The sequence below is a fragment of the Pseudomonas sp. TE9122 genome (assembly GCF_056278925.1).
The window spans coordinates 588,483-602,782 of sequence record NZ_JBWBQI010000001.1; the positions used below are offsets into that span (position 1 = coordinate 588,483).

Genomic DNA, 14,300 nt, shown 5'->3' on the forward strand with positions numbered 1-14,300 from the left:
GCAGCGTCAGCGCCCCTTGTGCCGGGGCGCTGCGAGTGTGCCGCAATCTTTTCGACGAGTCGATGCGATCAAACCAGTCGGGCCGGGGAGAGCATGGCGCTGTCCAGACCGAATTGATGCAGGTGCTCGGGGAATGGCTCGCCGCGCACCAGCGCCGCACTGGCCTGGCCCATCGCCGGCGACGTCTGAATGCCGTAGCCGCCCTGCGCGGCGACCCAGAACAGCCCTGGCACCTGCGGATCAAAGCCGCTGAGCAAATCACCGTCGGCAACGAAACTGCGCAGACCGGCCCAGGTGCGGGTCGGACGGCGGATGGTCAGCGTGGTGGCCTCTTCGATCTGATAAATGCCCATGGCGATGTCGAGTTCTTCCGGCTGCACATCGTGCGGTTCGACCGGATCGGCGTTGGCCGGCGAGCCGAGGAACATGCCGGCGTCGGGCTTCATGTAGAAGGATTCGTCGAGGCTGACCAGCATTGGCCAATGATGAGTGTCAACGCCTTCCGGGCCGGCAAAGATAAATGCGGCGCGGCGTTTCGGTTGCAGACCCAGCGGCTGCGCACCGGCCAGGGCAGCGATCTTGTCGGCCCAGGCACCGGCGGCATTGATAAGCACCGGTGCGGTGAATGTCTCGCCGTTGGTCTGCACGATCCACAGGCCATCGGCATCGCGGCTCAAGCCGAGCACTTCGCAATCGGTGCGCACTTCGCCGTGGTTGCGCCGGATGCCGCGCAGGTAGCCTTGATGCAGCGCGTCGGTGTCGATGTCGCAGGCCGATGGATCGTAGATCGCGCCGTGGACTTTTTCCCGGCGCAGGATCGGCAGACGCGCGCAGGCTTCGTCGGCGCTGAGCAGTTGCATCTGCGGCACGGTGGCTTTGGCGCTGAGGTATTGGTTGTTCAGTTCGGCGGGATCACCGATGAAGTCGACGGTCATTTCGCCGCGCGGGGTCAGCAGCGGGTGCTCGCAAAAGCCGCTCGGAGGACTGTCGAAAAACGCGCGGCTCGCCTGAGTCAGTGCGCGGACCTGTGCGGTGCCGTAGGCGGCGGTGTACAGCGCGGCGGAGCGACCGGTGGAGTGATAGCCGGGATGGGTTTCACGCTCGAGCACGATCACTTTGCCGTGCGGCGCCAGCCAGAACCCGGTGGAAGCGCCGGCAATCCCGCCGCCGATGATGATGAAATCTGCGTGGTTCATGTAGGTCTCCAGTGGGTACGCAATATCAAGGCGTTCGCTAGTCCCTTGTGGGAGCGAGCCTGCTCGCGAAAGCGGTGTATCAGTCGACATCTTCGCTGAATGTCAGACCGCATTCGCGAGCAGGCTCGCTCCCACAGGGGATTTTTGGCGTTAGTGGGTTAAGTGATAAACCGCATTGGCGAGGGCAATGTCTTCCAGGCCCAAGCCGATTGAACGGAAGAACACGTGACGGTCGTAACCCGGGCGCGGCACTTTTTCGCTGAGCAAGTCGGCGAGGTCGCCGACAATCGAATCCTTGTTCCAGCCATGCTGTTCGGCGGCAATCAGCATCTCACCTGCCGAACCCGGCGTGGTCAGACGATAGTCGCAGAACACCTGCATGTCGTTGAGACTTTGCGGCGGTACTTCATGGGCGCGGGGGGCGTTGGTGCTGATCGAGGTGATCAGCGCCGGTTTGCTTAACGTTGCAGGATCAATCACCGGCCCGGCCGACGAGGTGCAGAGCATGATCACATCCGCATCGGCGGTGACGGTCTCAAGGCTGTCGGCAATCTTCACTGACGGCACAATGCACTTCAACTCGGCCTGTGTTTGCGCATCTTCCAGCAGCGACGGCGAATACAGGCTGATGCTCTTCCAGTCGCGCAGCGCTTTGGCGTAATGCAGATGCGCTTGAGCAACCTTGCCGCTGCCGATGATCGCCAGTCGCTGGGCATTCAACGGGGCGAGGGCGTCGACCGCCACGGCCGTGGTCGCGGCGGTGCGCGCGGTGGTCAGTTCGCCGGCATCACAGAGCAGCAGCGGCTGGCCGGTTTTCATCGACATCAGCAGGGTCCATGCCGTCACCAGCGCTCCCTGCTCACGGACGATGTACGGCGAAGTCTTCACTCCGTACACGCCGTCCTCGGCCAGTACACCCAAGTAGTTGATGAAGTCGCCGGCACCCTGCGGAAACTCGACCCATTGCTGCGCCGGCTGCACGGCGTTCCCGGCCGCCAGATCGCGGAACAGCTTGTGCAGGATTTGCGGAACATCGATACGCGCCAATAGCTCATGGGCCTGGGCTTGATCGATCACATAGGGCGTACTGGACATTTCGCGCTCCGAAACTAAACTTATTTTTCCATTATGGACTTTTAGTTCTGGCGAGCAACCATCGGGCATAAAAAAAGCGCAGTCCGTTGCCGGCTGCGCTTTTTCATTTCGTGGCGCTTACTGCGGACGCTTGCGCTCAACCGCACGCAGCAGATGCGTCGGCGGGGTTTCACAGCTGATCTTGCGACCAAGCTTTTCTTCGATCGACGGCAACTGGTAAGAGTCGTCCCTCGCCGGCAAAGCTGATCGACACGCCATCGGCGCCAGCACGACCGGTACGGCCAATGCGGTGCACGTAATCGTCCGGGACTTCCGGCAGGGTGAAGTTGATCACGTGGCTGATGCCGTCGATGTGGATGCCGCGACCGGCGACATCGGTGGCTACCAGCACGCGGATCTTGCCTTCGCGGAAACCTTCCAGAGTCTTGATGCGCTTGTGCTGCGGCACATCACCGGAGAGTTGCGCGGCGTTGATGCCGTCACGCACCAGGCGTTCTTCGATGCGGCGTACTTCGTCCTTGCGGTTGGCAAACACGATGACTCGCTCCCAACCGTTGTCGTTGACCAGGTTGTAGAGCAGCTTGTATTTGTCGGCAGCGGCCACGGCGTAGATGTGCTGCTCGACGTTCTCGTTGGCAACGTTGGTGATTTCGATTTCGACAATCGCCGGGTCGGTGGTCCATTGCTTGGCCAGATTCATCACGTCTTCGGTGAAGGTCGCGGAGAACAGCAGGGTCTGGCGCTCGGATTTCGGCGGGGTCTGGCGAATGATCTGCCGTACCTGCGGGATGAAACCCATGTCGAGCATGCGGTCAGCTTCGTCCAGGACCATCACTTCGACCATGTCCAGGTGCACATCGCCGCGCTGGTTGAAGTCGAGCAAGCGGCCCGGCGTGGCGACGAGGATGTCGCAATGCCGCGCTTCGAGGTGCTTGAGCTGTTTGTCGAAATCCATACCACCGACGAACGTCATGACGTTGAGGCCGGTGTACTTGGTCAGGTCAGCGGCGTCCTTGGCGATCTGCACCACCAGCTCACGGGTCGGCGCGATGATCAGCGCGCGCGGTTCGCCCATGTAGCGCTCTTTCGGCGGCGGCGTCTGCAGCAACTGGGTGATGATCGAGATCAGGAACGCGGCGGTCTTGCCGGTGCCGGTCTGCGCGCGGCCAATGGCGTCTTTGCCGGCGAGGGTGAAGCCCAGCACCTGCGCCTGGATCGGCGTGCAGTAAGGAAAGCCCAGGTCCTGAATGGCGTGCATCAGTTCCGGAGCAAGCTTGAAATCGTGAAAGCGGGTTTTGCCTTCCTGGGGTTCGACGACGAAGTCTTCGAGTTTCCATGGAATGACCGGTGCCTTGGGCTTCGGTTCGCGACGCGGTCTGGCCGGTTTCGGCGCTTCGCCGGGTGCAGGCTCTACGGCCATTGGCGCGGCCGCAGCGGGTTTTTCTTCGGGCTTCGGTGCGGCTGCGGGAGCGGGGCGGTCGGCCTGCGGGGCATCGGCGCGATGACCGGGGGCGTGCGACGGCGCACTGGGAACTGGCGCGAGCTGCTCAGCCTCGCTTTTACCGAACATTTTCTTGAGTGCTTTGAGCACGGTCATCTCATCAATTGGTTAAGGAATGTACGCCGGCCAGTGTAATGCAAGAATCGGGCGCGGCGTAGTAGGAGGGATCAATGGGCAGGGATTGGTCGACAATCAGCGCAGCCGTTCGCTCAACCAGACACCAATGTCGCGAATCTCTTCAGGTAACACTTCGTGCTCCATTGGGTATTCCTGCCATGTCACGGTGACACCATGCTTCTTCAAATGCTCGTAAGCACTGCGGCCCATCGAGTTCTGCACCACGTTATCGAACTGGCCGTGCAGCGAGAGCACCGGAATGCGCTGCTGGCTGGCGGATAACTCCAGTTCGTCGCTGAACGTCGGTGCGTAAGTCGACAACGCCAGCACGCCACCCAACGGCCCCTGCCACTTCAGAAATGCGGTGTGCAATACCACCGCGCCGCCCTGGGAAAACCCGGCGAGAAAAATCCGCGAGGCGTCTATTCCGCTGGCGCGCTCGGCTTCGATCAGTTCGATGATGCGCTCTGCCGAAGCTTCCAACTGGTCACGGTCGATCGCCCGGGCCGGGCTCATGGCCTTGATGTCGTACCAGCTGGGCATGGCATATCCGCCATTTATCGTCACTGGACGCGTCGGCGCCTGCGGCAGCACAAAACGCGTGCTCAGCAGGATTTCCTGCAACGCCTCGGCCACCGGCAGGAAGTCGTAACGGTCGGCGCCGAGGCCGTGCAGCCAGATCACGCAGGCGTCTGCGGGCTTAACAGGCTGAAGAATCAAGGGCTCGGTCATGTCTGCTCCAAAAATGTGCGGGCGCTCTCATTGAGTGCGTGATTGAAGTGCGCGCCCGGTTGATCCGTTAACAAGATGTCGCAAGGTTACAAGTTTAGCTATTGACGTGTCGCGCAATCACTTTCGCAAGCGGTGTGGTACGGCGTTTGCTATGGAGGTTTGCGTACGAAGCGTCCTACGCGTGGCGGTAACACTATCAGTGTCAGTCGCGCGATGGGATAGCAACGAATCCGGTGATGGATGTTCGCCAATGGCCGCTACGGGCTTAGCGAACGTGAAAGGGCTACAGCCCGTTCGGCCGATTGGTGAGAAGTGAGTGATCCATGTTGTGGATTTTCTCCTACTAGACTCATAGCGAAGGTCTTACGTCGGTTGACCCTAAAAAAAGCCAACACGGGTCAACAACGCCTCAAAAGGGTGCGACTGGACTCAAGCTCCGACACAACAAGAGCAAAACTGGAGGTTTGAATGAAGATGTTGAAATCCACTCTGGCGGTCGTGACTGCTGCAGCAGTACTCGGCGTCAGCGGGTTCGCTCAGGCGGGTGCAACCCTGGATGCGGTACAGAAAAAAGGTTTCGTGCAGTGTGGCGTGAGCGACGGTCTGCCGGGCTTCTCGGTACCGGATGCGACCGGCAAGATCCTCGGCATCGATGCCGACGTCTGCCGCGCTGTGGCCGCAGCCGTTTTCGGCGACGCCAACAAGGTCAAGTTCAGCCAGTTGAACGCCAAGGAGCGCTTCACCGCGCTGCAGTCCGGCGAGATCGACATCCTGTCGCGCAACACCACCATGACCAGCTCCCGTGACGCGGGCATGGGCCTGAAATTCCCGGGCTTCATCACCTACTACGACGGCATCGGCTTTTTGGTGAACAACAAGCTGGGCGTGAAAAGTGCCAAAGAGCTCGACGGCGCGACTATCTGCATCCAGGCCGGTACCACCACCGAACTGAACGTTTCCGACTACTTCCGTGGCAACGGTCTGAAATACACCCCGATCACCTTCGACACCTCCGATGAAAGCGCCAAGTCGCTGGAATCCGGTCGTTGCGACGTGCTGACCTCCGACAAGTCCCAGCTGTTCGCCCAGCGCAGCAAGCTGGCCTCGCCGAAGGACTACGTGGTTCTGCCGGAAACCATTTCCAAAGAACCATTGGGCCCGGTCGTACGTAACGGCGACGACGAGTGGCTGGCCATCGTGCGTTGGGTCGGCTACGCGCTGCTCAATGCCGAAGAAGCCGGCATCACTTCGAAGAACGTCGAAGCTGAAGCCAAGTCCACCAAGAACCCGGACGTGGCCCGTATGCTCGGTGCTGACGGCGAATACGGCAAAGACCTGAAACTGCCGAAAGACTGGGTTGTGCAGATCGTCAAGCAGGTCGGCAACTACGGCGAAATCTTCGAGAAAAACCTCGGCAAGAGCACTCCGCTGGAAATCGACCGTGGCCTGAACGCCCTGTGGAACAACGGCGGCATTCAGTACGCACCACCAGTGCGCTAATGGTTCTATCGCCCGGCGGGCCAACCGCCGGGTGATGTTCTTGTTCCATTTCTTCCGGGGCACTTCATGCAAAATTCAATCGGCGCACCAAAGCAGAGGCTCAGCCTCAGCGATCCACGAGTGCGTGCGTGGCTATTCCAGATCATCACCGTTGTGGCGGTGGTCTCGCTTGGCTGGTACCTGTTCGACAACACGCAAACCAACCTTCAGCACCGGGGTATCACTTCCGGTTTCAGCTTTCTGGAGCGTAGTGCCGGGTTCGGCATCGCTCAAACCCTGATCGACTACACCGAAGCGGACAGTTATGCGCGGGTGTTTGTCATCGGCCTGCTCAACACCCTGTTGGTGACCTTTATCGGCGTGATCCTGGCGACGATCCTCGGTTTCATCGTCGGCGTGGCGCGGCTGTCGCAGAACTGGATCATCGCCAAACTGGCGACGGTGTATGTGGAAGTGTTCCGCAACATTCCGCCACTGCTGCAGATCCTGTTCTGGTACTTCGCGGTGTTCCTGACCATGCCGGGGCCGCGCAACAGCCACAACTTCGGCGACACCTTCTTCGTCAGCAGCCGTGGCCTGAACATGCCGGCCGCACTCGCCGCTGACGGCTTCTGGGCCTTCGTGATCAGCATCGTGCTGGCCATCGTCGGCATCGTGCTGATGTGCCGCTGGGCCAACAAGCGTTTCGAAGAAACCGGCGTACCGTTCCACAAGTTCTGGACCGGCCTGGCAATTGCGCTGGTGATCCCGACCTTGTGCGCGCTGATCTTCGGCGCTCCGTTGCACTGGGAAATGCCCGAGCTCAAGGGCTTCAACTTTGTCGGTGGCTGGGTGCTGATCCCGGAACTGCTGGCGTTGACCCTGGCGCTCACTGTGTACACCGCAGCGTTCATCGCCGAGATCGTGCGTTCCGGGATCAAGTCGGTCAGCCACGGTCAGACCGAAGCGGCGCGTTCCCTGGGCCTGCGCAACGGCCCGACCCTGCGCAAGGTGATCATCCCGCAAGCCCTGCGCGTGATCATTCCGCCGCTGACCAGCCAATACCTGAACCTGGCGAAAAACTCCTCGCTGGCAGCCGGTATCGGTTACCCGGAAATGGTTTCGCTGTTCGCGGGCACGGTGCTCAATCAGACCGGGCAGGCCATCGAAGTGATTGCCATCACCATGAGCGTGTACCTGGCGATCAGTATCAGCATTTCCCTGCTGATGAACTGGTACAACAAGCGCATTGCGCTGATCGAGCGGTAAGGAAAAGCGCATGAGTACTCATACTTTCAAACCCGACATGCCTCCACCGAACAGCAGCATCGGCGTGGTGGCGTGGATGCGCGCGAACATGTTCTCCAGCTGGCTCAACACCCTGCTGACGCTGTTTGCGTTCTATCTGATCTACCTGGTCGTGCCACCGATCCTCAGCTGGGCGATCGTCGACGCCAACTGGGTCGGCACCACCCGCGCCGACTGCACCAAGGAAGGCGCCTGCTGGGTGTTCATTCAGCAGCGTTTCGGCCAGTTCATGTACGGCTACTACCCGACCGAACTGCGCTGGCGCGTTGACCTGACCGTGTGGCTGGCGGTCATTGGCGCAGCCCCCCTGTTTATCTCGCGCGTGCCGCGTAAAGCGGTGTACGGCCTGAGCTTCCTGGTGCTGTACCCGATCATTGCCTTCACTTTGCTGCATGGCGGTTTCGGAATGACCACCGTGCCGACCAGCCAGTGGGGCGGCCTGATGCTGACCCTGGTGATCGCCACCGTCGGCATCGCCGGGGCGTTGCCGCTGGGTATCGTGCTGGCGCTGGGACGGCGTTCGAACATGCCGGCGATTCGTGTGGTCTGCGTGACCTTCATCGAGTTCTGGCGCGGCGTGCCGTTGATCACGGTGCTGTTCATGTCCTCGGTAATGCTGCCGCTGTTCCTGCCTGAAGGCATGAACTTCGACAAGCTGCTGCGGGCGCTGATCGGCGTGATCCTGTTTCAGTCGGCGTACGTCGCCGAGGTGGTGCGTGGCGGTCTGCAAGCGATTCCCAAAGGGCAGTACGAAGCGGCTGCGGCGATGGGCCTCGGTTACTGGCGTTCGATGGGCCTGGTGATCCTGCCGCAAGCCCTGAAGCTGGTGATCCCGGGCATCGTCAACACGTTCATTGCGCTGTTCAAGGACACCAGCCTGGTGATCATTATCGGCCTGTTCGACCTGCTCAACAGCGTCAAGCAAGCCGCCGCCGACCCGAAATGGCTGGGCATGGCCACCGAAGGCTACGTGTTCGCCGCCCTGGTGTTCTGGATTTTCTGTTTTGGTATGTCGCGCTATTCCATGCATCTGGAACGCAAGCTCGACACTGGCCACAAGCGTTAGGAGTTCTCTGTAAATGAGCGAAGCAATCAAAAAGCCTGTGGGTCCGGAAGGCATTATCCAGATGCAGGGCGTGAACAAGTGGTACGGCCAGTTTCACGTACTCAAGGACATCAACCTCAACGTCAAACAGGGCGAACGCATCGTTCTGTGTGGCCCGTCGGGCTCCGGTAAATCCACCACGATCCGTTGCCTCAATCGTCTGGAAGAACACCAGCAGGGGCGCATCGTCGTCGATGGCGTGGAACTGACCAACGACCTCAAGCAGATCGAAGCGATCCGTCGCGAAGTCGGCATGGTGTTCCAGCACTTCAACCTGTTCCCGCACCTGACCATCCTGCAGAACTGCACCCTGGCGCCGATGTGGGTGCGCAAGATGCCCAAGCGCAAGGCCGAAGAAATCGCCATGCATTACCTGGAGCGCGTACGCATTCCGGAGCAGGCGCACAAATATCCGGGGCAGCTTTCCGGCGGTCAGCAACAGCGTGTGGCGATCGCCCGCGCCTTGTGCATGAAGCCGAAAATCATGCTGTTCGACGAGCCGACTTCAGCGCTTGATCCGGAAATGGTGAAAGAAGTTCTGGACACCATGATCGGTCTGGCCGAAGACGGCATGACCATGCTCTGCGTGACCCACGAAATGGGCTTCGCCCGCACCGTGGCCAACCGCGTGATCTTCATGGACAAGGGCGAAATCGTTGAACAGGCGGCGCCGAACGACTTCTTTGATAATCCGCAGAATGATCGGACCAAGTTGTTCTTGAGTCAGATTTTGCATTGATGCCCGTCAGGCGCTGAAACAAACCCGGACTCAGTTCCGGGTTTGTTTTATCTGGGCTCATCTGGCCAGAACAGGTTCCCGCTCCGGGTAACGAGTTTCCAGAAGTTGTTTGAGACCGTCGTCTGCGTGAAGTGCCTGAATTTCCTCTAGCAGATCGGGATGACGATCCAGAAGCCGCATCAGTGTGAACAACGGCTGCGGCGGAGCCAGTTCGCCGCGTTCATATCGTGAAAACGCATTATGCCCACCTCCTGACAGCCACTTCACCGCACTTCTTTGAGTGAGATGGAGCTTTCGGCGAATACGCTTCATTTCGGTACCGATCAGCCCAAGTACGTCTTCGAGTAATTGATCGCCGGCATCTACGTAGCGCTCGGCACTGTCGGTACCACTGTCAAAAATGATTTCGCCACAGACCCTGCACTCCCAGCCGGCGAGAAGGTGTACGGGCCGCGAAAACTGTTTGTAATTGACGTCGAGACTGCGATCTTGAAAGTGGTGCATTGCGTGTTCGGTGCCGCAACTCAGGCATTGCCTCTTGCTCATGTGTTTTTCTCCTTGAAGGAGATCACCGGAGAACCACCGCTCGTGCAGTAGGTCACTTTGATGTAGATCTCCCGATTTCGAAACGATACGTGATAGACGTCGTGCCAGTTACGATGGTTGGAATAAGAGGTCATGGATTTGTAGAGCATCCGCCGCTCAAGCGTTGCCACAACCTGCATCATCACTTTCCATGACATGCCCATGTCCCGGCCTGTCTCAAGTGCATAACGTGTAAAGGCTTCTTTGCCTCGTCTAATTACTTCGGCCTTCACGACTGCCAAGTCGTAATGGGGTGTGTTCTTTTCCATAAGAAGCCAAAACCCTGTCCCTGAAATTACCCTTAAAGGGTAATTTTGACCAATCGAAAATGCCGCTCCATGTGTCTCCGATTGACCCTAGGTGGTTGCCGTCCTACATGGGTCTGACTAACATGTCGGAAAATTCATCCTATGATTGGATGAAAAGGTGGGTTTCATGTCCGACATTTCCCCTTTGATCAAGCGGTCCCTAGTCGATCAGGCTTTGGATCAACTGCGGCAGCGCATCAACAGCGGTGCGTGGCAAGTCGGCGAGCGTCTGCCGACCGAGCCTGAGCTGTGCGCCGAGCTGGGCATCAGCCGCAACACCGTGCGCGAAGCCATGCGTGTTCTGGCATTTTCCGGTCTGATCGAAATTCGCCAAGGCGACGGCAGTTATCTGCGCGCCGTGGTCGATCCGCTGGATACGCTGAAGGCGTTGTCCCGCTGTTCCCTGGAGCAGGCTCGGGAGACCCGACACATCCTTGAAGTCGAGGCCATCGGCCTGGCGGCGTTGCGTCGTACCGATGACGATCTGGCGGCCCTGCGCGAAGCGCTCGGCACCAGCGGCAGCCACTACCATGGTGATCTCGACACTTACATCGCCTGCGATCTGGTGTTCCATCGCCGACTGGTCGACGCCGCGCACAACCCGACCCTCAGCGAGCTGTATCGATATTTCTCCAGCATCGTCGGCGCGCAATTGCGCCAGACCTTGAATATCTCCCCGCGCCGTCAGGAAGTGTTCGATCTGCACATCGACTTGCTCGATGCGGTCGAGCAACGCGACCCGGAACGGGCCAAAGCCTTGTCGAGGCAGTTGATCAATGAACCTTGAAACCGAGAAATCCATGCCCCGCAGTGAGTTATCCACAGCGTCGAAACGCACCCCCGAACTTGAAGAGCTGCTGATCGATGCCGAGGCTGATGACGAGCAGGTCCAGCAAAGCCACCCATTGGTAAAACGCCCGTGGCTGTTGCTGCTCGGGTTGATTTTGGTGGCGCTGAACCTGCGCCCGGCGTTGTCGAGCATGGCGCCATTGCTCAGCGAGGTCTCCAGAAGCCTCGGGCTGTCTGCGGCGCAGGCGGGATTGCTGACCACGTTGCCAGTGCTGTGCCTGGGCTTGTTCGCACCGCTGGCGCCGATTCTGGCGCGGCGTTTCGGTGCCGAGCGCGTGGTGCTGGGGATTCTGCTGACGCTGGCCGGCGGGATTATCCTGCGCAGTAATTTCGGCGAGATCGGCCTGTTCGCCGGCAGCGTGCTTGGGGGCGCCAGCATCGGCATCGTCGGCGTGCTGTTACCGGGCATTGTCAAACGCGATTTCGCCAAACATGCCGGGACCATGACCGGCGTCTACACCATGGCGCTGTGCCTAGGTGCGGCGATGGCGGCGGGTTCGACCGTGCCGCTGAGTGAACACTTCGGCAACAGCTGGGCGATGGGCCTGGGCTTCTGGGTGATTCCGGCATTGGTGGCGGCGGTTTTCTGGTTGCCGCAAGTTGGCTCGAAGCATGGCGCACACAACGTCGCCTATCGCGTGCGCGGGTTGCTGCGTGATCCGCTGGCCTGGCAGGTGACCTTGTACATGGGCCTGCAATCGTCGCTGGCCTACATCGTATTTGGCTGGTTGCCGTCAATCCTCATCGGGCGCGGGCTGACACCGACTCAGGCCGGATTGGTGCTGTCCGGTTCGGTGATCATTCAACTGGCCAGTTCGCTGGCCGCGCCGTGGCTGGCGACCCGGGGCAAGGATCAGCGCCTGGCGATCGTCGTGGTCATGGCGCTGACCCTGGCCGGCCTGTTCGGCTGCTTGTACGCACCGATCGAAGGTCTGTGGGGCTGGGCGATTCTGCTCGGACTGGGGCAGGGCGGCACGTTCAGTCTGGCCCTGACCCTGATCGTGCTGCGCTCGCGTGATTCCCATGTCGCGGCGAACCTGTCGAGCATGTCCCAGGGGTTTGGCTACACGCTGGCGTCCATGGGGCCGTTTGCCGTGGGCGTGGTGCATGACTGGACCGGCGGCTGGAATGCCCTGGGCTGGATCTTCGGCGTTATCGGCGCTGGTGCGATCCTGGCCGGGCTGGGTGCCGGGCGGGCGTTGTATGTGCAGGTGCAAAGCGAAAAGATCTGAATGCACTGGGTGCAAATGTGGGAGCGAGCCTGCTCGCGAAAGCGGTGTTTCGGTCAACATGGATGTTGAATGTTGAATTGCCTTCGCAAGCAGGGTCGCTCCCACAAAGGTTTTGCGTATTGCCGATAGTGTTTCTGCGCGCGGCAGATTATGGTGCTGGCAATCTGTACCTATTTCTTTGGAGATTGCCTTGAGCGAAGCCCATAGCGCCCTGATCACCCGCTTCTACCAAGCCTTTCAGCGCCTTGACGCAGAAGCCATGGCCGCCTGCTACACCGATGATGTGGTCTTCAGCGATCCGGCCTTCGGCGAGTTGCGCGGGCGCGATGCCGGCGACATGTGGCGCATGCTGACTACCCGCGCCAGGGATTTTTCCCTGACTTTTGACAATGTCCGCGCCGACGAGCGCACCGGCGGCGCGCATTGGGTGGCGACTTACCTGTTCAGTCAGACCGGCAACGTCGTGGTCAACGACATCCAGGCGCGCTTCGTCTTCCGGGACGGCAAGATCTGTGAGCACCACGACCACTTCGATCTGTGGCGCTGGTCGCGGCAGGCGTTGGGTTTCAAAGGCCTGCTGCTGGGCTGGACGCCGCTGGTGCGCAACGCGGTACGTGCCCAGGCGCGCAAGGGACTGAAGGCATTTCAGGCCGGGCGCTGATAAGATCGCCGCCTGTTTTCCTACACGTTCAGATCCCGAAGTGACCAGCCTTAGCGAAAAATCCGTCGATGCTGCCGAACCAGTGAGTAAATCCTGGTTCGTCTACCTCGTGCGTGCCGCCAATGGCTCGTTGTATTGCGGAATCAGCGACGACCCCGTACGCCGTTTCGCCAAGCACCAGAGCGGCAAGGGAGCGCGGTTCTTTCTTTCCAGCCCGGCGATGGCGTTGGTCTACACCGAACTGTGCCGTGACAAAAGCGATGCCCTGCGACAGGAACGGCTGATCAAGAAACTCAAGAAGAGCGCCAAGGAATGCCTGGTCGCGTCTTATCAATCTGACTGATTGGTTCCCATCAGGCAGATCGGTAGGCCTGTCAGGCAATGCGCGCTAAGCTGCGGATTCACTTTTCCAGCGGCGGAGCCGAGCATGTCCGAGTTGATTCTGCACCATTACCCGACCTCTCCATTTGCCGAGAAGGCGCGCCTGCTGCTGGGCTTCAAAGGCCTGTCCTGGCGTTCGGTGCATATTTCCCCGGTGATGCCCAAGCCGGATCTGACGGCGTTGACCGGTGGCTACCGCAAGACCCCAGTGTTGCAGATCGGTGCTGACATTTATTGCGACACCGCACTGATCGCTCGACGCCTGGAACAGGAAAAAGCCCTGCCGGCGTTCTTTCCCGAAGGCCAGGAAATGACCAGCGCCAGTTTTGCAGCGTGGGCCGATTCGGTGGTGTTCCAGCATGCCGTGAGCCTGGTGTTCCAGCCGGAGTCAGTGGCGGTGCGTTTCGGCAAATTGCCGCCGGAAGCGATCAAGGCCTTCCTGGCCGACCGCGCCGGGTTGTTCAGCGGTGGCAGCGCCACGCGTCTATCCGCCGAGCAGGCCAAACATCAGTGGCCGACGATCATGGCGCGTCTGGAGCAGCAGTTGCAGCGCGAGCAGGGCGACTTCCTCTTCGGCGAGCCATCGATTGCCGACTTCGCCCTGGCGCATCCGCTGTGGTTCCTCAAGGCGACGCACGTGACGGCGCCGCTGGTGGATGAATATCCGGCGGTGGCGGCGTGGCTGGGTCGGGTGCTCGGGTTCGGCCATGGCGCAGCGAGCGAGATGTCCTCTGCCGAGGCATTGGAGGTCGCGCGTAACGCGACGCCAGCGGCATTGCCGGATGAGCGGTTCGTTGATCCGAACGGCTTCAAGACGGGACAGCAAGTGGCAATTGCCGCTGTCGATTACGGCGTTGATCCGGTGGCAGGCGAGTTGTTGTTTGCTGGCAGTGAAGAGCTGATCATTCGCCGTGAAGACGAACGTGGCGGCGTGGTGCATGTGCACTTTCCGCGTTTTGGTTTCCGTATCGAAGCGCGCTAAAAGCAAAAGATCGCAGCCTTCGGCAGCTCC

At 60.2% G+C, this 14,300-nt stretch carries 14 protein-coding genes and 1 pseudogene; 9 read left to right on the forward strand and 6 right to left on the reverse strand.

The genetic code is table 11. The features are described from left to right. Positions 1-68: 68 nt before the first annotated feature. The 4 genes and pseudogenes from ACZ9BE_RS02505 to ACZ9BE_RS02520 form a co-directional block, all read right to left on the reverse strand. Complete coding sequence (locus ACZ9BE_RS02505; protein ID WP_476248875.1) at positions 69-1,196, reverse strand: NAD(P)/FAD-dependent oxidoreductase; 1,128 nt, start codon at positions 1,194-1,196, stop codon at positions 69-71. Positions 1,197-1,346: 150 nt separating this feature from the next. After that, the gene (locus ACZ9BE_RS02510) at positions 1,347-2,291 is read right to left on the reverse strand and encodes an ornithine cyclodeaminase family protein (protein WP_056783066.1); all 945 of its coding nucleotides are present in this window, start codon (positions 2,289-2,291) and stop codon (positions 1,347-1,349) included. A 117-nt stretch (positions 2,292-2,408) separates the two neighbouring features. Further along, positions 2,409-3,888, reverse strand: a pseudogene (rhlB, locus tag ACZ9BE_RS02515) (ATP-dependent RNA helicase RhlB). A gap of 96 nt (positions 3,889-3,984) precedes the next feature. Beyond that, the gene (locus ACZ9BE_RS02520; RefSeq protein ID WP_460160402.1) at positions 3,985-4,641 is read right to left on the reverse strand and encodes an alpha/beta hydrolase; all 657 of its coding nucleotides are present in this window, start codon (positions 4,639-4,641) and stop codon (positions 3,985-3,987) included. Between the two features lie 468 nt (positions 4,642-5,109). Here ACZ9BE_RS02520 and ACZ9BE_RS02525 point away from each other — a divergent pair, with 468 nt between their 5' ends. The 4 genes from ACZ9BE_RS02525 (at position 5,110) to ACZ9BE_RS02540 (ending at position 9,272) form a co-directional block, all read left to right on the forward strand. Then, a complete protein-coding gene (locus tag ACZ9BE_RS02525; protein WP_016771583.1) occupies positions 5,110-6,141 on the forward strand; it encodes an amino acid ABC transporter substrate-binding protein in 1,032 nt (343 codons plus the stop codon). 66 nt (positions 6,142-6,207) lie between these two features. Beyond that, positions 6,208-7,389 carry an amino acid ABC transporter permease gene (locus tag ACZ9BE_RS02530; protein WP_071174462.1) on the forward strand — a complete coding sequence of 394 codons (1,182 nt, stop codon included), beginning with the start codon at positions 6,208-6,210 and terminating at the stop codon, positions 7,387-7,389. Positions 7,390-7,399: 10 nt separating this feature from the next. Further along, positions 7,400-8,494, forward strand: coding sequence for an amino acid ABC transporter permease (locus tag ACZ9BE_RS02535; RefSeq protein WP_016771582.1), 1,095 nt, complete (start codon positions 7,400-7,402; stop codon positions 8,492-8,494). A gap of 13 nt (positions 8,495-8,507) precedes the next feature. After that, complete coding sequence (locus tag ACZ9BE_RS02540; protein WP_016771581.1) at positions 8,508-9,272, forward strand: amino acid ABC transporter ATP-binding protein; 765 nt, start codon at positions 8,508-8,510, stop codon at positions 9,270-9,272. A gap of 57 nt (positions 9,273-9,329) precedes the next feature. Here ACZ9BE_RS02540 and ACZ9BE_RS02545 read toward each other — a convergent pair whose 3' ends face one another. Beyond that, positions 9,330-9,818, reverse strand: coding sequence for a type II toxin-antitoxin system MqsA family antitoxin (locus ACZ9BE_RS02545; protein WP_122699624.1), 489 nt, complete (start codon positions 9,816-9,818; stop codon positions 9,330-9,332). Further along, positions 9,815-10,126 (reverse strand): type II toxin-antitoxin system MqsR family toxin, encoded by a 312-nt coding sequence (locus tag ACZ9BE_RS02550; RefSeq protein ID WP_071174464.1) that lies wholly within the window; start codon positions 10,124-10,126, stop codon positions 9,815-9,817. The genes ACZ9BE_RS02545 and ACZ9BE_RS02550 overlap by 4 nt, the downstream gene beginning before the upstream one ends. 166 nt (positions 10,127-10,292) lie before the next feature. On the opposite strand from ACZ9BE_RS02550, the gene ACZ9BE_RS02555 reads away from it, so the two are divergent. The 5 genes from ACZ9BE_RS02555 (at position 10,293) to ACZ9BE_RS02575 (ending at position 14,270) form a co-directional block, all read left to right on the forward strand. Continuing rightward, positions 10,293-10,952, forward strand: a complete 660-nt coding sequence (locus ACZ9BE_RS02555) for a FadR/GntR family transcriptional regulator (protein WP_095180430.1) — start codon at positions 10,293-10,295, stop codon at positions 10,950-10,952. Next, positions 10,942-12,246 (forward strand): CynX/NimT family MFS transporter, encoded by a 1,305-nt coding sequence (locus ACZ9BE_RS02560; RefSeq protein ID WP_476248876.1) that lies wholly within the window; start codon positions 10,942-10,944, stop codon positions 12,244-12,246. The genes ACZ9BE_RS02555 and ACZ9BE_RS02560 overlap by 11 nt, the downstream gene beginning before the upstream one ends. 190 nt (positions 12,247-12,436) lie before the next feature. Further along, entirely contained in the window at positions 12,437-12,907 is a 471-nt protein-coding gene (locus ACZ9BE_RS02565; protein WP_095180432.1) for a nuclear transport factor 2 family protein, read from the forward strand. 40 nt (positions 12,908-12,947) lie between these two features. After that, positions 12,948-13,250: a GIY-YIG nuclease family protein gene (locus ACZ9BE_RS02570; protein ID WP_095180433.1), complete on the forward strand. Its 303-nt coding sequence runs from the start codon at positions 12,948-12,950 to the stop codon at positions 13,248-13,250. Between the two features lie 84 nt (positions 13,251-13,334). After that, complete coding sequence (locus ACZ9BE_RS02575; RefSeq protein ID WP_305382267.1) at positions 13,335-14,270, forward strand: glutathione S-transferase family protein; 936 nt, start codon at positions 13,335-13,337, stop codon at positions 14,268-14,270. The last annotated feature ends 30 nt before the right edge of the window (positions 14,271-14,300 follow it).

Excerpts from the sequence above, each read along its gene's own strand:
- ACZ9BE_RS02505 (WP_476248875.1), bottom strand. The coding sequence starts at position 1,196 with ATGAACCACGCAGATTTCATCATCATCGGCGGCGGGATTGCCGGCGCT.
- ACZ9BE_RS02510 (WP_056783066.1), bottom strand. The coding sequence starts at position 2,291 with ATGTCCAGTACGCCCTATGTGATCGATCAAGCCCAGGCCCATGAGCTA.
- ACZ9BE_RS02520 (WP_460160402.1), bottom strand. The coding sequence starts at position 4,641 with ATGACCGAGCCCTTGATTCTTCAGCCTGTTAAGCCCGCAGACGCCTGC.
- ACZ9BE_RS02525 (WP_016771583.1), top strand. The coding sequence starts at position 5,110 with ATGAAGATGTTGAAATCCACTCTGGCGGTCGTGACTGCTGCAGCAGTA.
- ACZ9BE_RS02530 (WP_071174462.1), top strand. The coding sequence starts at position 6,208 with ATGCAAAATTCAATCGGCGCACCAAAGCAGAGGCTCAGCCTCAGCGAT.
- ACZ9BE_RS02535 (WP_016771582.1), top strand. The coding sequence starts at position 7,400 with ATGAGTACTCATACTTTCAAACCCGACATGCCTCCACCGAACAGCAGC.
- ACZ9BE_RS02540 (WP_016771581.1), top strand. The coding sequence starts at position 8,508 with ATGAGCGAAGCAATCAAAAAGCCTGTGGGTCCGGAAGGCATTATCCAG.
- ACZ9BE_RS02545 (WP_122699624.1), bottom strand. The coding sequence starts at position 9,818 with ATGAGCAAGAGGCAATGCCTGAGTTGCGGCACCGAACACGCAATGCAC.
- ACZ9BE_RS02550 (WP_071174464.1), bottom strand. The coding sequence starts at position 10,126 with ATGGAAAAGAACACACCCCATTACGACTTGGCAGTCGTGAAGGCCGAA.
- ACZ9BE_RS02555 (WP_095180430.1), top strand. The coding sequence starts at position 10,293 with ATGTCCGACATTTCCCCTTTGATCAAGCGGTCCCTAGTCGATCAGGCT.
- ACZ9BE_RS02560 (WP_476248876.1), top strand. The coding sequence starts at position 10,942 with ATGAACCTTGAAACCGAGAAATCCATGCCCCGCAGTGAGTTATCCACA.
- ACZ9BE_RS02575 (WP_305382267.1), top strand. The coding sequence starts at position 13,335 with ATGTCCGAGTTGATTCTGCACCATTACCCGACCTCTCCATTTGCCGAG.